The sequence below is a fragment of the Streptomyces sp. NPDC015131 genome, assembly GCF_043079975.1.
Taxonomy (GTDB): Bacteria; Actinomycetota; Actinomycetes; order Streptomycetales; family Streptomycetaceae; genus Streptomyces.
Genome location: NZ_JBIBVB010000009.1, coordinates 37,094 through 54,349 on the forward strand (window position 1 = coordinate 37,094; position 17,256 = coordinate 54,349).

Here is a 17,256-nt window from a genome sequence, read left to right on the forward strand (position 1 = left end):
CCGTGACCACAGCCACCACCACCGGCGCGACCGGACCGCCGCGGACGGCGCGGCGCACGAAGGGGACGACGAGCGCCTACCCGCGCTACCTCGCGGGCAAGCTCGGCGGCGCCGTCGTCTCCCTCTTCGCCGTGCTCGTCACCAGTTTCTTCCTCTTCCGCATCGTCCCGGGCGACCCGGTCAGGGCCATGACCCACGGCGTACCGACGTCCGCCGAGCAAATGGCGACCCTGCGACGGCAGTTCGGGCTCGACCAGCCGTTGTGGCAGCAGTTCACCGACTACTGCGCCAAGGCGCTGACGGGCGACCTGGGGACGTCGTACCAGTTCCGGGCGCCGGTCGGTGAGCTGATCGCCCAGAAGCTCCCCGCCACCCTGCTCCTCACCGGCGTGGCCGTCGTCCTCTACTCCGCGCTCGGCCTGTGGCTCGGCACCCGCTCCGCCTGGCGCCACGGCGGCCCCGCCGACCGGCTGCACCGGAGTGGCGCTGACCCTCTGGTCGGTCCCGTCGTTCTGGCTGGGGCTGCTGCTCATCATCGTCTTCTCGGTGGGCATCGGCCCCGTCCCGGGCCTGTTCCCCACGGGCGGCATGGAGTCCGGGAACGAGACGGGGATCGCGTACGTCCTCGACGTGGCGCACCACATGGTGCTGCCCGTCCTCACCCTCGTCGCGGTCGGGTACGCGCAGACGCTGCTGGTGATGCGTGCCTCGCTGCTCGACGAGATGGGCAACGACTACCTGACGACCGCCCGCGCCAAGGGCCTGCGCGACGACGCCGTGCGCCGCCGGCACGCCGTGCCCAACGCGCTCCTGCCCACCGTCACGATGATCTTCATAAACCTGGGCCATGTGGCGGCCGGTTCGATCCTGGTCGAGACGGTGTTCTCCTGGCCGGGGCTCGGCGGGCTGTTCTACCAGGCGCTGTCCGTGCCCGATCTCCCGCTCGTGCAGGGCCTGTTCGTGGTCTTCGCGGGCGCGATGATCCTGACGAACCTGCTCGCCGACCTCCTCTACCCGTTCCTCGACCCCCGGGTGGGCCGATGACCTCACTCTCCTGGTCCCGGCGGCGGGCGTCGGCGGCCCGCTTCTGGAGCCAGTACCGCCGTCGGCGCGCGGGGCTGTACGGGCTCGGCGCACTCGTCCTCATCGCGCTGCTCGCACTCGCCGCGCCCCTGCTCACCGGCGGGAACGTGCAGAGCGTCACCCAGGCGCCCGGCACGTCGCTGGAGCCGCCGAGCGCCCGCTTCCCGCTGGGCACCGACCAGTTCGGCCGGTCCCTGCTCGGGCTGCTCGTCTGGGGCGCCCGGGTGTCCCTCGCCGTGGGGCTGCTGGCCGCCGCGCTGTCCGTGGCCATCGGCACCCTCATCGGCATCCTGGCCGGCCACTACGGAGGCTGGTTCTCCACCGTCGTCATGCGCGTCACCGACTGGTTCCTGGTGATGCCCGCCCTCGTGCTGGCGATCGTGCTGGCCACGGTGCTGTCGCGGAGCATGTGGACGGTGGTCCTGGCCATCGGCATCACCAGCTGGCCCACCACGGCCCGGCTCGTCCGCGCCCAGACCATCGCGGTGGAGTCCCGCCCGTACATCGAGCGCGCCAGGGCGCTCGGCGGCGGCCACGGGCACATCATGAGCAGGCACGTCCTGCCCAATGTGATGCCGCTGGTGCTGTCGCAGACCACCCTGTGCATCTCCAGCGCGATCCTCACCGAGGCCACGCTGGCCTTCCTGGGCCTCGGCGACCCGACGGTCGTCTCCTGGGGCGGCATGCTCCAGGACGCCCGCGAGGCCGGCGCCGTCTCGTCCGGCCACTGGTGGTACCTGGCGCCGCCGGGCATCGCCATCGCGGTCGTCGCGCTCGCCTTCACCCTGTGCGGGCGGGCGATCGAGTCCGTGCTCAACCCGAGGCTGGGAGCGGGACGTTGAGCCTCCTCACCGTCAAGGACCTGTACGTCACCTACGGCTCGGGCCCCGGGGCCGTCCCCGCCGTCCGCGGCGTCGACCTCACCCTGGACCCCGGCCGCAAGCTGGGCGTCGCGGGCGAGTCCGGGTGCGGCAAGTCGACCCTGGCGCTGGCCCTGCTGCGGCTGCTGCCCGCCTCCGCGCGGCTCACCGGCGAGATCCTGCTGGACGGCGAGGACGTCCTCACCATGAAGTGGGGGCGGCTGCGGGCGGTGCGGTGGGCGGGCGCCTCCATCGTCTTCCAGGGCGCCATGCACGCGCTCAACGCGGTCCACCGGGTGGGCGACCAGATCGCCGAGCCCCTCCTCGTCCACCACCACCTGACGCCCGCCGCGGCCCGCAAACGGGTGGGCGCCCTGCTGGAACAGGTCGGCCTGCCCGCCTCCCGCGCCCGCGCCCACCCCCACGAGCTGTCCGGCGGCCAGCGCCAGCGCGTGATGATCGCCATGGCGCTGGCCTGCGAACCCCGGCTGATCGTGGCGGACGAGCCGACGACCGCGCTCGACGTGATGATCCAGGCGCAGATCCTCCGGCTCATCGAACGGCTGGTGAGCGACCAGGGGATCGGCCTGCTGCTGATCAGCCACGACCTCGCCGTCCTCGCCGACACCTGCGACCGGCTCGCCGTGATGTACGCCGGGCGGGTCGTCGAGGACGGCCCGGCACGCGCGGTGTACGACGCGGCCCGGCACCCCTACGGCCGCGCCCTGTCCGCCGCCTTCCCCCGCGTCGGCGACCCGGCGTCCCGGCGCGCCCCGCGCGGCCTGCCCGGCGACCCGCCCGACCCCGCCGCGCTGCCCTCCGGCTGCACCTTCCACCCCCGCTGCCCGGTCGCCCTCGACACCTGCGCCACCGAGGACCCGCCCCTGCTCCGGGCGGCCCCCGGGCACCGCGCCGCCTGCGTCCTCACGCCCGGGAGCCCCGCGTGAACCCCCTGCTCACCGCCACCGGCCTGCACATCGCCTTCCCCTCCCGGCGCGGCGCGCCGCCCGCACGCGCCGTGGACGGCGTCGACCTGGACATCGGCGCCGGCGAGATCGTCGCGCTGGTCGGCGAGTCCGGCTGCGGCAAGACCACCCTGGCCCGGTCGCTGCTGGGCCTGGTCCGCCCCACGTCCGGCACCGTCACCTTCGCCGGCGCGCCCCTGTCGTACGCCTCGCGCGACCTCAAGGCCCACCGGCGGCGGGTGCAGCTGGTGCTCCAGGACCCCAGCGGCTCGCTCAACCCCCGGCACACCGTGTACGACGCGGTCGCCGAGGGCCTGCGGATCCACGGCCACCCCGGCGACGAGCGCGCCACCGTGGCGTCCGCCCTCGCCCGCGCGGGGCTGCGGCCCCCGGAGCGCTTCTTCCTGCGCTACCCGCACGAACTGTCCGGCGGCCAGCGCCAGCGCGTCGTCATCGCCGGGGCGCTGGTCCTCGAACCCGAACTGCTCGTCGCCGACGAACCGGTCGCCTCGCTCGACGCGTCCGTACGGGGCGAGATCCTCGCCCTGCTGCTGCGCCTGCGCGACGAACTGGGCCTGTCCGCGCTGGTCGTGACGCACGACCTGGGCCTGGCGTGGAACATCGCCGACCGGGTGGCGGTGATGTACCTGGGGCGGATCGTCGAGACCGGCACGGTCGAGGAGGTCCTGTCGGCGCCGCGGCACCCGTACACCCGGGCGCTGCTGTCGGTGCTCCCCGAGTCCGGCACGCCCCCGGTGGTCCTCACGGGCGAGCCCCCGGACCCGTCCCGCGTCCCGGCGGGGTGCCGCTTCCACGCGCGGTGCCAGGTCCTCGCGTCGGGCGAGGCGGACCGGGTGGGCCTCGCGGAGTCCTGCCGTACGCGGGAGGTCCCGGTCCTCCCGGGCCACGGCCGAGGCGCGGCCTGCCACGTCCACCCCACCCCCTGACGGGGGCGCCACCCCACCGTCCCGCACTCGGCGACGCGCCGGGGTGGGGCCGTGCCCCTCCCCCCACCGTCCCGCAGCCGGCGTACGGCCGGGGTGGGGCCGTGCCCTACCCCCCACGACCCGCAGTCGGCGACGCGCCGGGGTGGGGCCGTGCAGGGTCGCCCCCGCAGCGGTTGGCGGCGACGCACGGTCACCCGACCGGTAGGGCAACCCGCCGACCGCGAGGAGGCGAGCCCGGAGGGGCCCCGCCCCACCACCCACCGGCACCGCCCCGGGGGCAACCCCCAGGAACGGGCACCGCCCCGGGTGCGTTGTGCCCACCCGTCCCGCCCTGCGGGACGATTGCCCACAACGGGGGCCGGCGGGACGTCTGCCCACAACGTGGTGCGGGGACAGGGGCGCGCACCGCGCCGGGAGTGGGCCTACCCGGTGGTGAGCGTGCGGCAGTGCTCGACGTCCTGCGCGATCGCGTCCAGCAGCTCCTCGATGGACGCGAACTTCTGCTGGCCCCGCACGTACGCCAGGAACTCGACCGCCACGTGCAGCCCGTACAGGTCGAGCCCGACGCGGTCGATCGCGTACGCCTCGACGGTCCGCTCCGTGCCGTCGAACTGCGGGTTCGTGCCGACCGAGATGGCCGCCGGCATCCGCTCGCCCGCCGCGGTGAGCCACCCGGCGTACACACCGTCCGCCGGGACGGCCGTGTGCGGCAGGGTCTCGACGTTCGCGGTCGGGTAGCCCAGCTCGCGCCCGCGCTGGGCGCCGCGTACGACGACGCCCTCCACGCGGTGCGGGCGGCCCAGGATCTCGGCGGCGCCCGCGACATCGCCCTCGGCGACGAGCCGCCGGGTCAGCGTGGACGAGAAGGGCTCGCCGCCGCCCGCCTCGCCGCGCACGTACAGGTCGACGACCTCGACCTCGTAGTCGTAGGTGGCGCCCATCTCGCGCAGGAAGTCGACGTTCCCCGCGGCCTTGTGGCCGAAGCGGAAGTTGGGGCCCTCGATCACGGCGCGGGCGTGCAGCTTGTCGACGAGGACCTTGACGATGAAGTCGGCCGGCGAGAGCTGCGAGAACTCGGCGGTGAAGGGCAGGACCAGCACGGCGTCGACGCCGAGGCCGGCCATCAGCTCGGCGCGGCGGTGGTGGGGGGCGAGCAGCGGGGGGTGGCTGCCGGGGCGGACGACCTCGGAGGGGTGCGGGTCGAAGGTGACGACGACGGCCGGCACGCCCAGCTCACGCGCGCGCTCCACGGCCCGGCCGATGATGAGCTGGTGTCCGCGGTGCACCCCGTCGTAGGAGCCGATGGTGACGACGCTGCGCCCCCAGTCCTGGGGGATGTCCTCCAAGCCACGCCAGCGCTGCACTGTGACCGCTCCTCGCCCGAACCCGTGTACGTCATTGACCTCTTACGCAGGTCTAAGACTGCCATGCTCACGGCTCGCGGCCCGCATCGGCACCGGAAGGACCGGGCCGCCCAGGCGCTCCACGGTCCGCCGGGCGCCGGGGCCGAGGACGAACGCCCAGTCACCGGGCGCCTGCCGGAGCCAGCCGGCGACGAGCGCGGCGAAGCCGGGCACCTGCCGGGCGAGCTCGACGAGCCGCCGGTCGAAGCAGGTGGCGCCCTCGGGGGTGCGGGCGAGGAGCAGTCCGGTGCGGAGGACGAGGTCGCGGGTGCGTTCCTCGGGGCGGCGGGCGGAGCCGAGGGCGGCGGCGCGCAGGAGGGCGTCGGGCACCGCGAGGTCGGGGCCCGCGCCGCCCCTTCCGCACCGCTCGTGGCCGTCGTGGCTCTCGTACTCCAGGAGGACGTCGAGCAGCTCGTCGCGCAGGGGCCGTGAGGCGGGGGTGCCGGGCGCGGCGAGGACGGGGGCGAAGGCGCTGCGGACCTCGGGGGTGGAGCCCCGCAGCACGCCGCTGACCAGGGGGAACAGCACGGCTCGGGCGGATGGGCCCTGTTCCAGCCGGTGGTCGGTGTACGTGGCGGCGTGGGCGGCGCCGGAGGGGTGCCGCCGTACGTAGGCGAGGACGAGCCCGGCGGCGCGGCGGGCCAGGGCGGGGGTGCGGACCTCGGCGAGGACGGCGAGGACGGCGGCGGCGCCGGGGCCGGGCCCGCCGGTGAGGAGGCGGGCGCGGTAGGCGGCGAGCACGGGCTCGGGGTGGGTGTGCAGGGCGGTGGCGAGCGCGCTCGCGGGCAGTCCGGGGTCGCCGGCCCGGAAGGCGGCGAGGGCGGCGCCGAGGTGGTCCGGCCGGGAGTGCGGGTCGCGGACGAGCAGGGCGAGCGCCGTCCCGTGCAGGGCCCGGTCGCCGGGGCGGGCGAGCAGCGCGCGGGCGGCGTACCGGAGGTGCTCGCGCGCCTCCCCGGTGGCGTACGGGGCGAGGAGGGGCATGTACGCGGCGGCGGCGACCCGCCGGGCGGGCCGGGTGTCGTCGTGGGCCCAGCGGTCGACGGCCCGGCCGAGCGCGGCGGGCTCGTCCTGGGCGAGGGCGGCGAGGAGCTCGTCGGCGCGGGGGTGCGCGGTGGTGACGAGGGCCTCGCACAGGTCGTCGACGGCCAGGTCGCGGTGGGCGTGCAGCAGGGCCTGGGCGGCTCCGGCGACGGTGGCCCGGACGGGGCTGCCGGGCTGCGCGGGCAGCGGCCGCTCGTCGGTGAACCAGCGGCACAGCAGCGGCTGGACGCCCCGGGGGTCGCGGGCGAGCCGGGCGGCGACGGCGTCCAGGTGGCGCGGGGTGTCGCCGGTGCCGGGCGGCGCGTCGGCGGGGACGAGGCGCCGCAGCAGGTCGAGGCGGTCGTCCTCGCCGAGGGGCAGCCGTTCCCAGAACCAGGGCCCGAACTCGGCACGGGCGGCGGGGGCCGCGTCGTCGCTCGCGAGCCGGTCGGCGAGGCGCCGCAGGACGTCCAGGTGGGGCCGGGGGTCGGGGACGCGCGCGAGGGTCCCGCCGAGGAGCCGGGCGGCCCACCAGCCGGTGTCCCCGTGCGGGCCGCCGCCGGGGCGGCCGCCCCCGGGGACCAGGGCGTCGGTGAGCCGGTCCAGCCGCCGGGCCAGGGCGGCGGGTCCCTGGGCGCGGCCGAGCAGCAGCAGCGCCTGGAGCACCGGGCCGATGCGGTGGCGCGGGACGGGCGGCGCGGGTGTGCCGTCCGGGCGGTGGGCGAGGTCCTCCAGCGCGGCGTCGAGGTCGAGGTGGCCGCCCTGGAGCCAGTCGCCGAGCTCGTCGTGGGCGAACCGGTATCCGTCGCCGGCCGGGACGAGGAGGCCCTCGGTGAGGACGGCCGCGGCCCAGCCGGTCGCCCAGGGGAAGAGGTCCTCGAAGGCCGCCCGGTCCAGCCGGCCCTGCCCGGGGCCGAGGCAGAGCCGGGCGGCCTCGTGGACGCGCCCGGCGACCCGGGCGGCGAGCCGGCGCACGGCGGTGCCGCGCAGCGGGGGCCGGGACGCGGCGGCGATCCGGCCGGCGACGCGGAGGCACACGAGGTCGAGGTGGGCGGCGAAGACCTCCTCGCGGTGCGGGCGGCCGGGGGCGTCGGCGGGGAGGGCCGCGCGGACCTCGGCGAGGAGGCGCAGGGCCAGCGGGTGGCGGGCGTCGCCGGGGGCGAGGGCGTCGGCGGGCAGCCCGTACCGCTCCTGGACGCGGCGGGCCTCCCGCCCGGACAGCTCGCCGATCCGCAGGGCGTCGGGGAGCCGCCAGGCGGGCCGGCCGGGCCGGTGGAGCGCCCCGGGCGGGTAGTGGGCGCCCGCCTGCTCCCAGTGCTCGGGGCGGCAGGCGACGACGAGCCGGGTGTGGTGGTCGCGCAGCCAGCCGGCCGTGCGGGCGGTCCAGTCGGCGAGCCGGCCGGCGAGGGCGGGCGGCATCTCCTCGGGGGCGTCGAGGAGGACGAGCAGGGGGCGGCCCGCGCGGTGGGCGAGGAGCGCCAGGTGCGCGGGGGTGGCGGTGCCGGGGTCGCCGGGGGCTTCGGAGCAGGCGAGGACGCGGCCGGACTGGCGCAGGGCCCGCGCGAGGGCGTCGGCGAGGGAGGTGTCGTCGGGGTGGAGGTCGGCGCCGCGCAGCCAGAGGGTGGGGGCGGGTGCGGGGCCGTCGGCGCGGCGGGCGGCGAGGGCGCGCAGTTCGGTGGTGCGGCCGGTGCCGGGGTCGCCGACGAGGGCGAGGACCAGGGCGGTGGACTCCAGGAAGGCCGCGGTCTCGCGGGTGACGGCGCGCCGTTCCACCGGGTCGGCCCAGGGGGCGGGCCCGCCGGCGGTCCGGCGGGTGGTGTCGGTGAGCCGGAGGGCGCCGGCGAGGTTGAGGTCGTCGCCGTACGCGGGGACGGTGGCGGCGTTGCGGCGCAGCAGCGCGGCCAGGGGGCCGCCGGGGGTGGCGGCGGCGACCCGGGCGAGGGGGACGGCGAGCCCGGCCGCGCGGTGCCCGGCGTGCAGGGCGGTGCCGAGGACGCCGAGCACGGCGCCGGTGCGGGCGTCCAGCACGGGGCCGCCGGCCGCCTCGCCGCCGATGCGCAGGGCCTCGCGGCCCTCGGTGCCGACGGCCAGCTCCAGGGCGTCGCCGAGCAGGTGGAAGCGGTCGGCGGCGGTGTAGGTGACCCGGGCGGTGCCGAGTACGCGTGCGTCGCGCCAGCCGTTGGCGGCGATCCGGACGTACGTGCCGGGTTCGGCGCGGTCCCGGGCGGCGATCGGCAGCGGGTCCACGCCGAGGCCGCCGGTGCGCACCAGCGCCAGGTCGGCGCCGGGCAGCGGGACGAGGGCGTCGCCCTCCGCGACCCGGCCGGCGCCGGGCTCCTCGCCCGGGGCGCACACCACGACCCGGTCGAGGCCGTCGACGGTCTCGTGGCTGGTGACGACCGTGCCCTCGTGGTCGGCGACGAAGCCGGCCCCGCGGGTCCGGCCCGCCGGATCGCAGATCCGTACCAGCCGCGCCCGTTCCCCGTGTTCCATGGTCCGACGGTAGGGCGGTGGTGATCACCGGGTGAAGGGCGCCGGGAGAAAGCGCCCCCGGGTGCTCCCGCCGTTCGCTCCGAGCGCCGGGCCAACCAGGTGAATCACGGGCGCGGGAGGCATGAAGCGCACGGGAGCGGGGGGGGGGGGGGGGGGGGGCCCCCCCCCCCCCCCGCCCCCGTGTGCCGTTCCGTACCGAGGCGGGTGACCTCGCAGGGCCCTAGCCGAACACGGCCAGGCTCTTCGCCTTGCCGTTCTTCTCCTCGACGAGGGCGAGGAACCGGTCGCCGGGCCCGAAGACCGCGATCGGCGCCCTGTCGTGGGGCGGGATGTCCAGCCGTACGCCGTTGAGCAGCAGCTTGGCGCGGCGCTCGTCGACGTCCCAGCGGGGGAAGGCCGCCGCGGCGGCGTCGGCGATCGGCATCACGGTCAGCTCCTCCTGGAGCTGGTCGAGCGTGCGGGCCGTGTCGAGCTTGTACGGGCCGACGCGGGTGCGCCGCAGGGCGGTGAGGTGGCCGCCGGTGCCGAGCCCGGCGCCCAGGTCGCGGGCGAGGGCGCGGATGTAGGTGCCGGAGGAGCAGACGACGGAGACGACGAGGTCGACGACCGGGGTGCCGTCCTCGGCGACGGCGTCGCGCATGTCGTACACCCGGAACGAGGAGACGGTCACCGGGCGGGCCGGGATGTCGAACTCCTCGCCGCCGCGCACGCGCGCGTACGACCGCTTTCCGTCGATCTTGATGGCGCTCACCTTGGACGGCACCTGCATGATGTCGCCGGTGAGCTTGGCGACCTCGGTGTCGACGGCCTCGCGGGTGACCTTGGAGGCGTCGGTGGACGAGGTGATCTCGCCCTCGGCGTCGTCGGTGACGGTGTCCTGCCCGAGGCGGATGGTGCCCAGGTACTCCTTCTCGGTCAGCGCGAGGTGGCCGAGGAGTTTGGTGGCCCGTTCGACGCCGAGGACGAGGACCCCGGTCGCCATCGGGTCGAGCGTCCCCGCGTGTCCGACGCGGCGGGTCCTGGCGATCCCGCGCATCTTGGCGACGACGTCGTGCGAAGTGAAGCCCGACGGCTTGTCGACGACGACAAGCCCGTCGGGCGTCCTGCTGTGCTGTGTCATTCCGGGTTGTCGCCCCCGCGCTCGTCGTCGCGCGCGTCCTCGTCCTCGGGCTTGCGGTACGGGTCGGCCTCACCGGCGTACGTCTTGCCGGTGGACACCTCGCGCACCTCCGCGTCCTTGGCGCGCGCCTTGTGGAGGAGGTCCTCGATGGTGCGGGCGTTGTCCGGGAGGGCGTCCGGGACGAAGGTGAGGGTGGGCGTGAAGCGGACACCGGTCTGCCGGCCCACCTCGGAGCGGAGGATGCCCTTGGCGGACTCCAGGGCCGCCGCGGAGGCGGCCCGCTCCTCCTCGTCGCCGTAGACCGTGTAGAAGACCGTGGCCTCCCGCAGGTCACCGGTGACCCGGGCGTCCGTGATGGTCACGAACCCCAGTCGCGGATCCTTGATACGCCGGTCCAGGGTCTCCGCGACCACGACCTGGATGCGATCGGCCAGCTTGCGGGCCCGCGCGTTGTCGGCCACCGGTCCTTCTCCTCTTTCGTCCTACGTTCGTCGTGCCGCTCGGCGGCACGTTCAGTCTTCATCGGTGTGCATGCGCCGTCTCACGGACAGCAGCTCCACCTCGGGCCGGCCCGCGACCATGCGCTCGCACCGGTCCAGTACGTCCGTCAGGTGCCCGGTGTCCCCCGACACCATCGCGACGCCGATCTGGGTCCGGCGGTGGAGGTTCTGGGAGCCGGTCTCCGCCACGCTCACCGCGAACTTCCGCTGGAGTTCCGCGACGATCGGGCGGACGACGGAGCGCTTCTCCTTCAGCGACCGTACGTCGCCGAGGAGCAGGTCGAAGGACAGAGTCCCCACATACATGTGTGCCCGGATGTCCCGCCGGTTCGGGTTCGGTGCCCCGCCAACCGCTTGGCAGGGACACCAAGAACCGTACACGGAACGGCCGGGGCCGATCGACGGAAATACTCCCGCCGACCGGCCCCGGCTGCCGCGGCTGTGATCAGCCGCGCGGCTTCTCGCGCATCTCGTACGTCGCGATGACGTCGTCGATCTTGATGTCGTTGAAGTTTCCGAGGTTGATACCACCCTCGAAGCCTTCGCGGATCTCGGTGACGTCGTCCTTGAAGCGGCGCAGACCCTCGATGTTGAGGTTCTCCGCGATGACCTTGCCGTCGCGGATGAGGCGCGCCTTGGTGTTGCGCTTGACCTCGCCGGAGCGGATGAGGACACCCGCGATGTTGCCCAGCTTGGACGAGCGGAAGACCTCGCGGATCTCCGCCGTACCCAGCTCGACCTCTTCGTACTCCGGCTTGAGCATGCCCTTGAGGGCCGCCTCGATCTCCTCGATGGCCTGGTAGATCACCGAGTAGTACCGGACGTCGACGCCCTCGCGCTCCGCCATCTGCGCGGCACGGCCGGCCGCGCGGACGTTGAAGCCGATGACGATGGCGTCGGAGCCCATCGCCAGGTCGATGTCGGACTCCGTGACCGCACCGACACCGCGGTGCAGGACCCGGATGTCGACCTCTTCGCCGACGTCGAGCTGGAGCAGCGACGACTCGAGCGCCTCGACGGAACCGGAAGCGTCACCCTTGATGATGAGGTTGAGCTGCTGGATCTCGCCGGCCTTGAGCACCTTGTCGAGGTCCTCGAGGGAGACGCGGCGCACGCGCTTGGCGAACGCGGCGTTGCGCTCACGGGCGGCACGCTTCTCGGCGATCTGACGGGCCGTACGGTCCTCGTCGACCACCAGGAAGTTGTCGCCGGCGCCCGGGACGTTGGTGAGGCCGAGGACGAGGACCGGGGTCGAGGGACCCGCCTCTTCCACGTTCTCGCCCTTGTCGTCGAGCATGGCGCGGACACGGCCGTAGGCGTCGCCCGCGACCATCGTGTCGCCGACCCGCAGGGTGCCTCGCTGCACCAGGACGGTCGCGACGGCGCCGCGGCCCTTGTCCAGGTGGGCCTCGATGGCGATGCCCTGCGCGTCCTGCTCCGGGTTGGCCCGCAGGTCGAGCGAGGCGTCGGCCGTCAGGATCACGGCCTCCAGCAGGGAGTCGATGTGCAGCCCCTGCTTGGCGGAGATGTCGACGAACATGGTGTCGCCGCCGTACTCCTCGGCCACCAGGCCGTACTCGGTCAGCTGACCGCGCACCTTGACCGGGTCGGCACCCTCGACGTCGATCTTGTTGACCGCGACCACGATCGGCACGTCGGCCGCCTTGGCGTGGTTCAGCGCCTCGATCGTCTGGGGCATCACACCGTCGTTGGCCGCGACCACGAGGATCGCGATGTCGGTGGACTTCGCACCACGGGCACGCATGGCGGTGAACGCCTCGTGACCCGGGGTGTCGATGAAGGTGATCTTGCGGTCTTCGCCGTTGACCTCGGTGGCGACCTGGTACGCACCGATGTGCTGCGTGATACCGCCGGCCTCGCCCGCGACGACATTCGTCTTGCGGATCGCGTCCAGCAGCCGGGTCTTGCCGTGGTCGACGTGACCCATGACGGTCACGACCGGCGGACGGGACGCGAGGTTCTCCTCGCCGCCCTCGTCCTCGCCCCACTCGAGGTCGAAGGACTCGAGCAGCTCGCGGTCCTCCTCCTCGGGGCTGACGATCTGAACCTGGTAGTTCATCTCGTCGCCGAGCAGCTGCAGCGTCTCGTCGGAGACGGACTGCGTGGCGGTGACCATCTCGCCGAGGTTCATCATGACCGCGACGAGCGACGCCGGGTTGGCGTTGATCTTCTCCGCGAAGTCGGTGAGGGACGCACCGCGCGACAGGCGAACGGTCTCGCCATTGCCGCGAGGCAGCATCACGCCGCCGACCGACGGGGCCTGCATGGCCTCGTACTCCTGGCGCCTCTGCCGCTTCGACTTGCGACCACGACGCGCCGGACCGCCGGGACGGCCGAACGCGCCCTGCGTGCCACCACGGCCGCCGGGGCCGCCGGGACGGCCACCGAAGCCGGGACGACCGCCGAAGCCGCCGCCACCGCCACCGGGACCACCGGGGCGACCGCCGCCGCCACCGGGACGGCCGGCGAAGCCGCCGCCACCGCCACCGGGACCGGCCGGACGCCCGGCGAAGCCGGGACGACCGCCGCCGCCACCGCCGCCCGGACGGCCACCGCCGCCGGGACCGCGGCCACCGCCGGGGCCACCGCCGGGACGGGGGCCGGCAGCGGGACGCTGCGGCATCATGCCGGGGTTCGGACGGTTGCCGCCGGGGCCGCCACCGGGGCGCGGCGCCTGCGGACGGGGCATGCCGCCCGGGGTCGGGCGGGGACCGCCGGGACCGGCCTGCGGACGGGGACCGCCCTGACCGGCGCCCTGCGGACGCGGACCGCCCGGGGCACCGGGGCCACCGGGACGCGGGGCACCGCCGGGACGGGGCGCCTGCGGGCGCGCCATGCCGGTGGAGCCGCCGGAGGTGAAGGGGTTGTTGCCCGGACGCGGGCCCGCGGGACGCGGGGCACCCGGACGGGGGGCCTGGCGCTCGCCGCCGGGGCGCGGGGCGCCGCCGGGACGGCCGCCGCGCTCGCCGCCCTGACCGCGCTCGCCCTGGGGGCGGCCGGCGGGACGGGGGCCGGGGGTGGCACCGGGCCGGGGACCGGCGGCCGGGGCCGACGGGGGCGCGGTGAACTCCGGGTTCGCCGGAGCCGGCGAGGCGGGCGCCGACTTGGGCGCCGCCGCGGGCTTCGGACCCGGGGTGGGCCGCGGGCCGGGGGCCGGCGCCGCGGGCTTCTCGGCCGCCGCGGGCCGCGGTGCGGGAGCACCGGGCTTCGGGGCGGCGGGACGGGCCGCCTGCGCCGGCGAGGGCGCCGGGGCGGCGGGCTTGGCAGGCGCGGCCTTGCGGGGCGCGCCGGGCTTCGCTGCGGACTTGCCGGCGTTGCCGCCGGGCCCCTGCAGCGCGTCGGTCAGTTTGCGTACAACCGGCGCCTCGATCGTCGAGGACGCCGAACGGACGAATTCACCGAGTTCCTGGAGCTTGGCCATGACGACCTTGCTCTCCACACCGAACTCCTTGGCGAGTTCGTATACCCGGACCTTAGCCACTTCGCTCCTTTTAGGTCCGGGTTACCGCCGGACCGTCGCTACTTCATGGGCGTACTCATCGCGTACTCATCGAGTGCTCATCGCAATCTCGACCTACTTCCAACTCGCGAGGTACCTGACCGCACGGGGTTCCGTGCCGTACTTCTTCCTACGGTGCCGACTGCTCGACGTACCGGCGGACGTCCGCGACGTCGAGCGGCCCCTGGACCCTGAAGGCCCTCGGGAACGCCCGGCGGCGGACCGCCAGGTCGAGACAGACCGAGGCGGGATGCACATAAGCACCCCGGCCGGGCAGCGTACCGCGTGGATCGGGGGCGCACTCGCCCTTGATCAACACGATGCGCAGCAGATCGCGCTTGGCCGCTCGCTCCCGGCATCCCACACAGGTTCGCTCAGGGCAGGCGCGGGCGTGCGTCCGGCCAGACACGTTTAAGTCTACCTCCCCGCACCGACCTCACCCCTTTGGGGCAAGAATCGAACGGTTGTTGTCGTGATCTCGCCATCGTCCTGCAACGCGACGACGGCGTTCCCTGTTCCCGCGCCGGTCCCGGGCACCGCTCCCGCGCCGGTCCCGGGCACCGCTCCCGGCCGCCCGGGAGGACCGGCGTCCGGGGCCTCAGCCCTGGGCGTCGGCGGGCTGCTCGGTGTCGGGGCGGATGTCGATGCGCCAGCCGGTGAGCCGCGCGGCCAGCCGGGCGTTCTGCCCCTCCTTGCCGATGGCCAGCGAGAGCTGGTAGTCCGGCACGGTCACCCGGGCGGACCGGGCGGCCAGGTCGACCACCTCGACCTTGGAGACCCGGGCCGGGGAGAGCGCGTTCGCCACCATCTCGGCCGGGTCGTCCGACCAGTCCACGATGTCGATCTTCTCACCGTGCAGCTCGGCCATCACATTGCGCACCCGGCTGCCCATGGGGCCGATGCAGGCGCCCTTGGCGTTCAGGCCCGAACGGGTGGAACGAACCGCGATCTTGGTGCGGTGGCCGGCCTCGCGGGCGATGGCAGCGATCTCCACCGAGCCGTCCGCGATCTCCGGCACCTCCAGGGCGAAGAGCTTCTTCACCAGATTGGGGTGGGTGCGCGAAAGAGTGACGGAGGGACCGCGCACGCCCTTGGCGACCCGGACGACGTACGTCCGCAGCCGCAGACCGTGCTCGTACTCCTCGCCCGGCACCTGCTCCTGCACCGGAAGGATCGCTTCCAGCTTGTCGTCCAGCTTCACCAGGACGTTCTTGGGGTCCTTGCCCTGCTGCACCTGGCCGGCGACGATGTCGCCCTCGCGCCGGGCATACTCGCCGAACGTCACGTCGTTCTCGGCGTCGCGCAGCCGCTGCTGGATGACCTGGCGGGCGGTGCTCGCCGCGATGCGGCCGAAGTCCGACGGCGTGTCGTCGAACTCCTTGGGCTCCTGCCCCTCCTCCAGGTCCGCCGGGTCCTCCTTCGCCCACACCGTCACATGGCCGGTCTGCCGGTCCAGCACGACACGGGCGTGGCGGCGGGCCCCCTCGGTGCGGTGGTAGGCGATGAGGAGGGCCGACTCGATGGCCTCGACCAGCAGGTCGAAGGCGATCTCCTTCTCCTGTGCCAAGCCCCTCAGGAGCTTCACGTCGATGTCCACGGCTACGCCTCCTCTTCCTTCTTGTCCTTGCGGTTGAACTCGATCTCCACGCGCGCCTTGGCGATGTCCGGGAAGGCGACGCGGCGGGCGGTGGGCTTGCGCCCCTTCACGCCCGGCACCTCGAGATCGAGGCCCTCGTCGTCCACGGAGAGGATGCGGGCCACCAGGTCGCCACCCTCATGAAGCTGGAACTTCACCAGGCGGCCGGTGGCGCGTACGTAGTGGCGGTGCTCGGTCAGCGGGCGGTCCGCGCCCGGCGAGCCGACTTCGAGGACGTACTCCTCGTCGCCCATCGCGTCCGTCTCGTCGAGCTTGTCGGAGATGGCGCGGCTCAGCTCGGCACAGGTGTCGAGCTCCACGCCCTGGTCCGAGTCGACGATGATCCTCAGCATCCGCCGCCGGCCCGCCCGGGTCACCTCGATCTCCTCGAGGTCCAGGTCCTTGGCGCTGACCAGCGGTTCCAGCAGCCCGCGCAGCCTTTCGCTCTGGGTGGTGCTCATCCGGGTGACTCCTCGGCCGCGTGTGCTGTTGTGGGATCGTCGCGTGTCAGATCAAAGGGTATCCGGTCAGGAGGGGTGTTGCCGTCCACCCTGTGGACGGCCGCGGGTACGCTCGCCTGCGGTGATCTTCGGAGCCTGATGAGGGAGTGACGCGTGGGGCGCACGGGAACGACACGCAGACGCGCGCTCGCCGTCACGGGCGCGCTGGCCGCGGGCGGCGCGCTCGGGGCGTGCACCGGGGACCGGCCGGGCGCCGCCCCGTCCGCCGCCGCCGAGCGGGCGGCCCGCGCCGAGGCCGCCCTGCGGCGCCGGTCGGCCGCCGCCAGCGCGGCCCTGCTCGCCCGGTACGACGCGGTCCTCGCCGCCCACGCCTCGCTGGCGCCCCGGCTCGGCCCGCTCCGCGCGGCGGTGGCCGCGCACGTCGCGGCCCTGGGCCCGGTGGGCGCCCCGCCGCCCCCGGGGGCGGCCACCACCCCGCCCGCGCCTCCCGCCCCGAGCGCGTCCACGGCGCCGGAGCCCCCGGCCCGCGCGGGCGTCCCCGCCTCCCCCGGGCCGGCCGCGCCGTCCGCGGTGCCCGCCGACCCCGGGGCCGCCGTGGCGGACCTGGCGGCCGTCACCCGGCGGACCGCCGACGCGCACGCCGCCGCCCTGATGGACGCCCCGCCCGAGTACGCCCGGCTGCTGGCGTCGGTCGCCGCGGCGGGCGCCACGCACGCGTACCTGCTGACCGCCCAGGGACCGCTGTCATGACCGGGACGCCGAGCCGGACCCCGGGCCGGGACGGAGACGGGGACGGGGACGGGGCCGCCCTGGAGGCCGCGCAGGCGGCGCTGGCCGCCGAGCACGCGGCGGTGTACGGGTACGGGGTCGTCGGCGGCCGGGTCGGCGACGACCGTACGGCCGAGGCCGCCGCCGCGCACGCCGCGCACCGCGCACGCCGGGACGCGATGGCCCGCGCGGTGCGCGACCTGGGCGGGAAGCCCGCCGCGTCGGCCGCCGCCTACGCGCTGCCCTTCCCGGTGCCGGACGCGCCCGCCGCCGTCCGGCTGGCCGCCGAGCTGGAGGACCGGGTCGCGGGCGTCTACTCCGACCTCGTACGGTCCTCCGGGGGCGCGCTGCGCCGGGAGGCGGCGAGCGCGCTGCGGGAGGCCGCGGTGCGGGCGGTGAGGTGGCGCGGCAGCGGCGTAGCCTTTCCTGGGCTCGCCGAGCGGAGCTGACGGCACGGGCCGGACGCGACCGCCGGGGCCG

General features: G+C 75.3%; 14 protein-coding genes and 1 pseudogene. 6 read left to right on the plus strand and 9 right to left on the minus strand.

The window, feature by feature from the left end; genetic code table 11:
• Window positions 1-2 precede the first annotated feature (2 nt).
• From ACF08D_RS29990 to ACF08D_RS30005, 4 genes and pseudogenes are all read left to right on the plus strand, one after another.
• Window positions 3-1,044: pseudogene (locus ACF08D_RS29990) on the plus strand (ABC transporter permease).
• Window positions 1,041-1,925 carry an ABC transporter permease gene (locus ACF08D_RS29995; protein WP_392227166.1) on the plus strand — a complete coding sequence of 295 codons (885 nt, stop codon included), beginning with the start codon at window positions 1,041-1,043 and terminating at the stop codon, window positions 1,923-1,925. Before ACF08D_RS29990 ends, ACF08D_RS29995 begins: the two are co-directional and overlap by 4 nt.
• Window positions 1,922-2,890 (plus strand): ABC transporter ATP-binding protein, encoded by a 969-nt coding sequence (locus tag ACF08D_RS30000; protein WP_392227168.1) that lies wholly within the window; start codon window positions 1,922-1,924, stop codon window positions 2,888-2,890. Before ACF08D_RS29995 ends, ACF08D_RS30000 begins: the two co-directional genes overlap by 4 nt.
• Window positions 2,887-3,855 (plus strand): ABC transporter ATP-binding protein, encoded by a 969-nt coding sequence (locus tag ACF08D_RS30005; protein WP_392227170.1) that lies wholly within the window; start codon window positions 2,887-2,889, stop codon window positions 3,853-3,855. The genes ACF08D_RS30000 and ACF08D_RS30005 overlap by 4 nt, the downstream gene beginning before the upstream one ends.
• A 422-nt stretch (window positions 3,856-4,277) precedes the next feature.
• Here the strand turns inward: ACF08D_RS30005 and ACF08D_RS30010 are convergent, their stop codons facing one another.
• The 9 genes from ACF08D_RS30010 to rimP all read right to left on the minus strand — a co-directional run bounded on the left by ACF08D_RS30010 (window position 4,278) and on the right by rimP (window position 16,008).
• On the minus strand, window positions 4,278-5,219 hold the full coding sequence (locus ACF08D_RS30010) for a bifunctional riboflavin kinase/FAD synthetase (protein ID WP_392227172.1): 942 nt from the start codon (window positions 5,217-5,219) through the stop codon (window positions 4,278-4,280).
• A gap of 42 nt (window positions 5,220-5,261) precedes the next feature.
• Window positions 5,262-8,771: a trypsin-like peptidase domain-containing protein gene (locus ACF08D_RS30015; RefSeq protein WP_392227174.1), complete on the minus strand. Its 3,510-nt coding sequence runs from the start codon at window positions 8,769-8,771 to the stop codon at window positions 5,262-5,264.
• Between the two features lie 220 nt (window positions 8,772-8,991).
• Window positions 8,992-9,891: a tRNA pseudouridine(55) synthase TruB gene (gene truB, locus ACF08D_RS30020; protein ID WP_392227176.1), complete on the minus strand. Its 900-nt coding sequence runs from the start codon at window positions 9,889-9,891 to the stop codon at window positions 8,992-8,994.
• A complete protein-coding gene (gene rbfA, locus ACF08D_RS30025; RefSeq protein WP_392227178.1) occupies window positions 9,888-10,352 on the minus strand; it encodes a 30S ribosome-binding factor RbfA in 465 nt (154 codons plus the stop codon). The genes truB and rbfA overlap by 4 nt, the downstream gene beginning before the upstream one ends.
• A gap of 51 nt (window positions 10,353-10,403) precedes the next feature.
• Window positions 10,404-10,697: a DUF503 domain-containing protein gene (locus tag ACF08D_RS30030; RefSeq protein ID WP_392227180.1), complete on the minus strand. Its 294-nt coding sequence runs from the start codon at window positions 10,695-10,697 to the stop codon at window positions 10,404-10,406.
• A 139-nt stretch (window positions 10,698-10,836) separates the two neighbouring features.
• Window positions 10,837-13,893 carry a translation initiation factor IF-2 gene (infB, locus tag ACF08D_RS30035; RefSeq protein WP_392227182.1) on the minus strand — a complete coding sequence of 1,019 codons (3,057 nt, stop codon included), beginning with the start codon at window positions 13,891-13,893 and terminating at the stop codon, window positions 10,837-10,839.
• Between the two features lie 148 nt (window positions 13,894-14,041).
• Window positions 14,042-14,320, minus strand: a complete 279-nt coding sequence (locus ACF08D_RS30040) for a YlxR family protein (protein ID WP_392227184.1) — start codon at window positions 14,318-14,320, stop codon at window positions 14,042-14,044.
• A 189-nt stretch (window positions 14,321-14,509) separates the two neighbouring features.
• Complete coding sequence (gene nusA / locus ACF08D_RS30045) at window positions 14,510-15,508, minus strand: transcription termination factor NusA (RefSeq protein WP_392227186.1); 999 nt, start codon at window positions 15,506-15,508, stop codon at window positions 14,510-14,512.
• A gap of 2 nt (window positions 15,509-15,510) precedes the next feature.
• The gene (rimP, locus tag ACF08D_RS30050) at window positions 15,511-16,008 is read right to left on the minus strand and encodes a ribosome maturation factor RimP (RefSeq protein WP_392227188.1); all 498 of its coding nucleotides are present in this window, start codon (window positions 16,006-16,008) and stop codon (window positions 15,511-15,513) included.
• 153 nt (window positions 16,009-16,161) lie between these two features.
• On the opposite strand from rimP, the gene ACF08D_RS30055 reads away from it, so the two are divergent.
• Both ACF08D_RS30055 and ACF08D_RS30060 read left to right on the plus strand, forming a co-directional pair.
• Window positions 16,162-16,758: a hypothetical protein gene (locus tag ACF08D_RS30055; RefSeq protein ID WP_392227189.1), complete on the plus strand. Its 597-nt coding sequence runs from the start codon at window positions 16,162-16,164 to the stop codon at window positions 16,756-16,758.
• Window positions 16,755-17,225 carry a DUF4439 domain-containing protein gene (locus ACF08D_RS30060; RefSeq protein ID WP_392227191.1) on the plus strand — a complete coding sequence of 157 codons (471 nt, stop codon included), beginning with the start codon at window positions 16,755-16,757 and terminating at the stop codon, window positions 17,223-17,225. Before ACF08D_RS30055 ends, ACF08D_RS30060 begins: the two co-directional genes overlap by 4 nt.
• Window positions 17,226-17,256: the final 31 nt, after the last annotated feature.

Bases quoted from the DNA above. Each gene is read 5' to 3' on its own strand.
- ACF08D_RS29995 (WP_392227166.1), top strand. From the start codon at position 1,041: ATGACCTCACTCTCCTGGTCCCGGCGGCGGGCGTCGGCGGCCCGCTTC.
- ACF08D_RS30015 (WP_392227174.1), bottom strand. From the start codon at position 8,771: ATGGAACACGGGGAACGGGCGCGGCTGGTACGGATCTGCGATCCGGCG.
- rimP (WP_392227188.1), bottom strand. From the start codon at position 16,008: ATGAGCACCACCCAGAGCGAAAGGCTGCGCGGGCTGCTGGAACCGCTG.
- ACF08D_RS30030 (WP_392227180.1), bottom strand. From the start codon at position 10,697: ATGTATGTGGGGACTCTGTCCTTCGACCTGCTCCTCGGCGACGTACGG.
- ACF08D_RS30060 (WP_392227191.1), top strand. From the start codon at position 16,755: ATGACCGGGACGCCGAGCCGGACCCCGGGCCGGGACGGAGACGGGGAC.
- truB (WP_392227176.1), bottom strand. From the start codon at position 9,891: ATGACACAGCACAGCAGGACGCCCGACGGGCTTGTCGTCGTCGACAAG.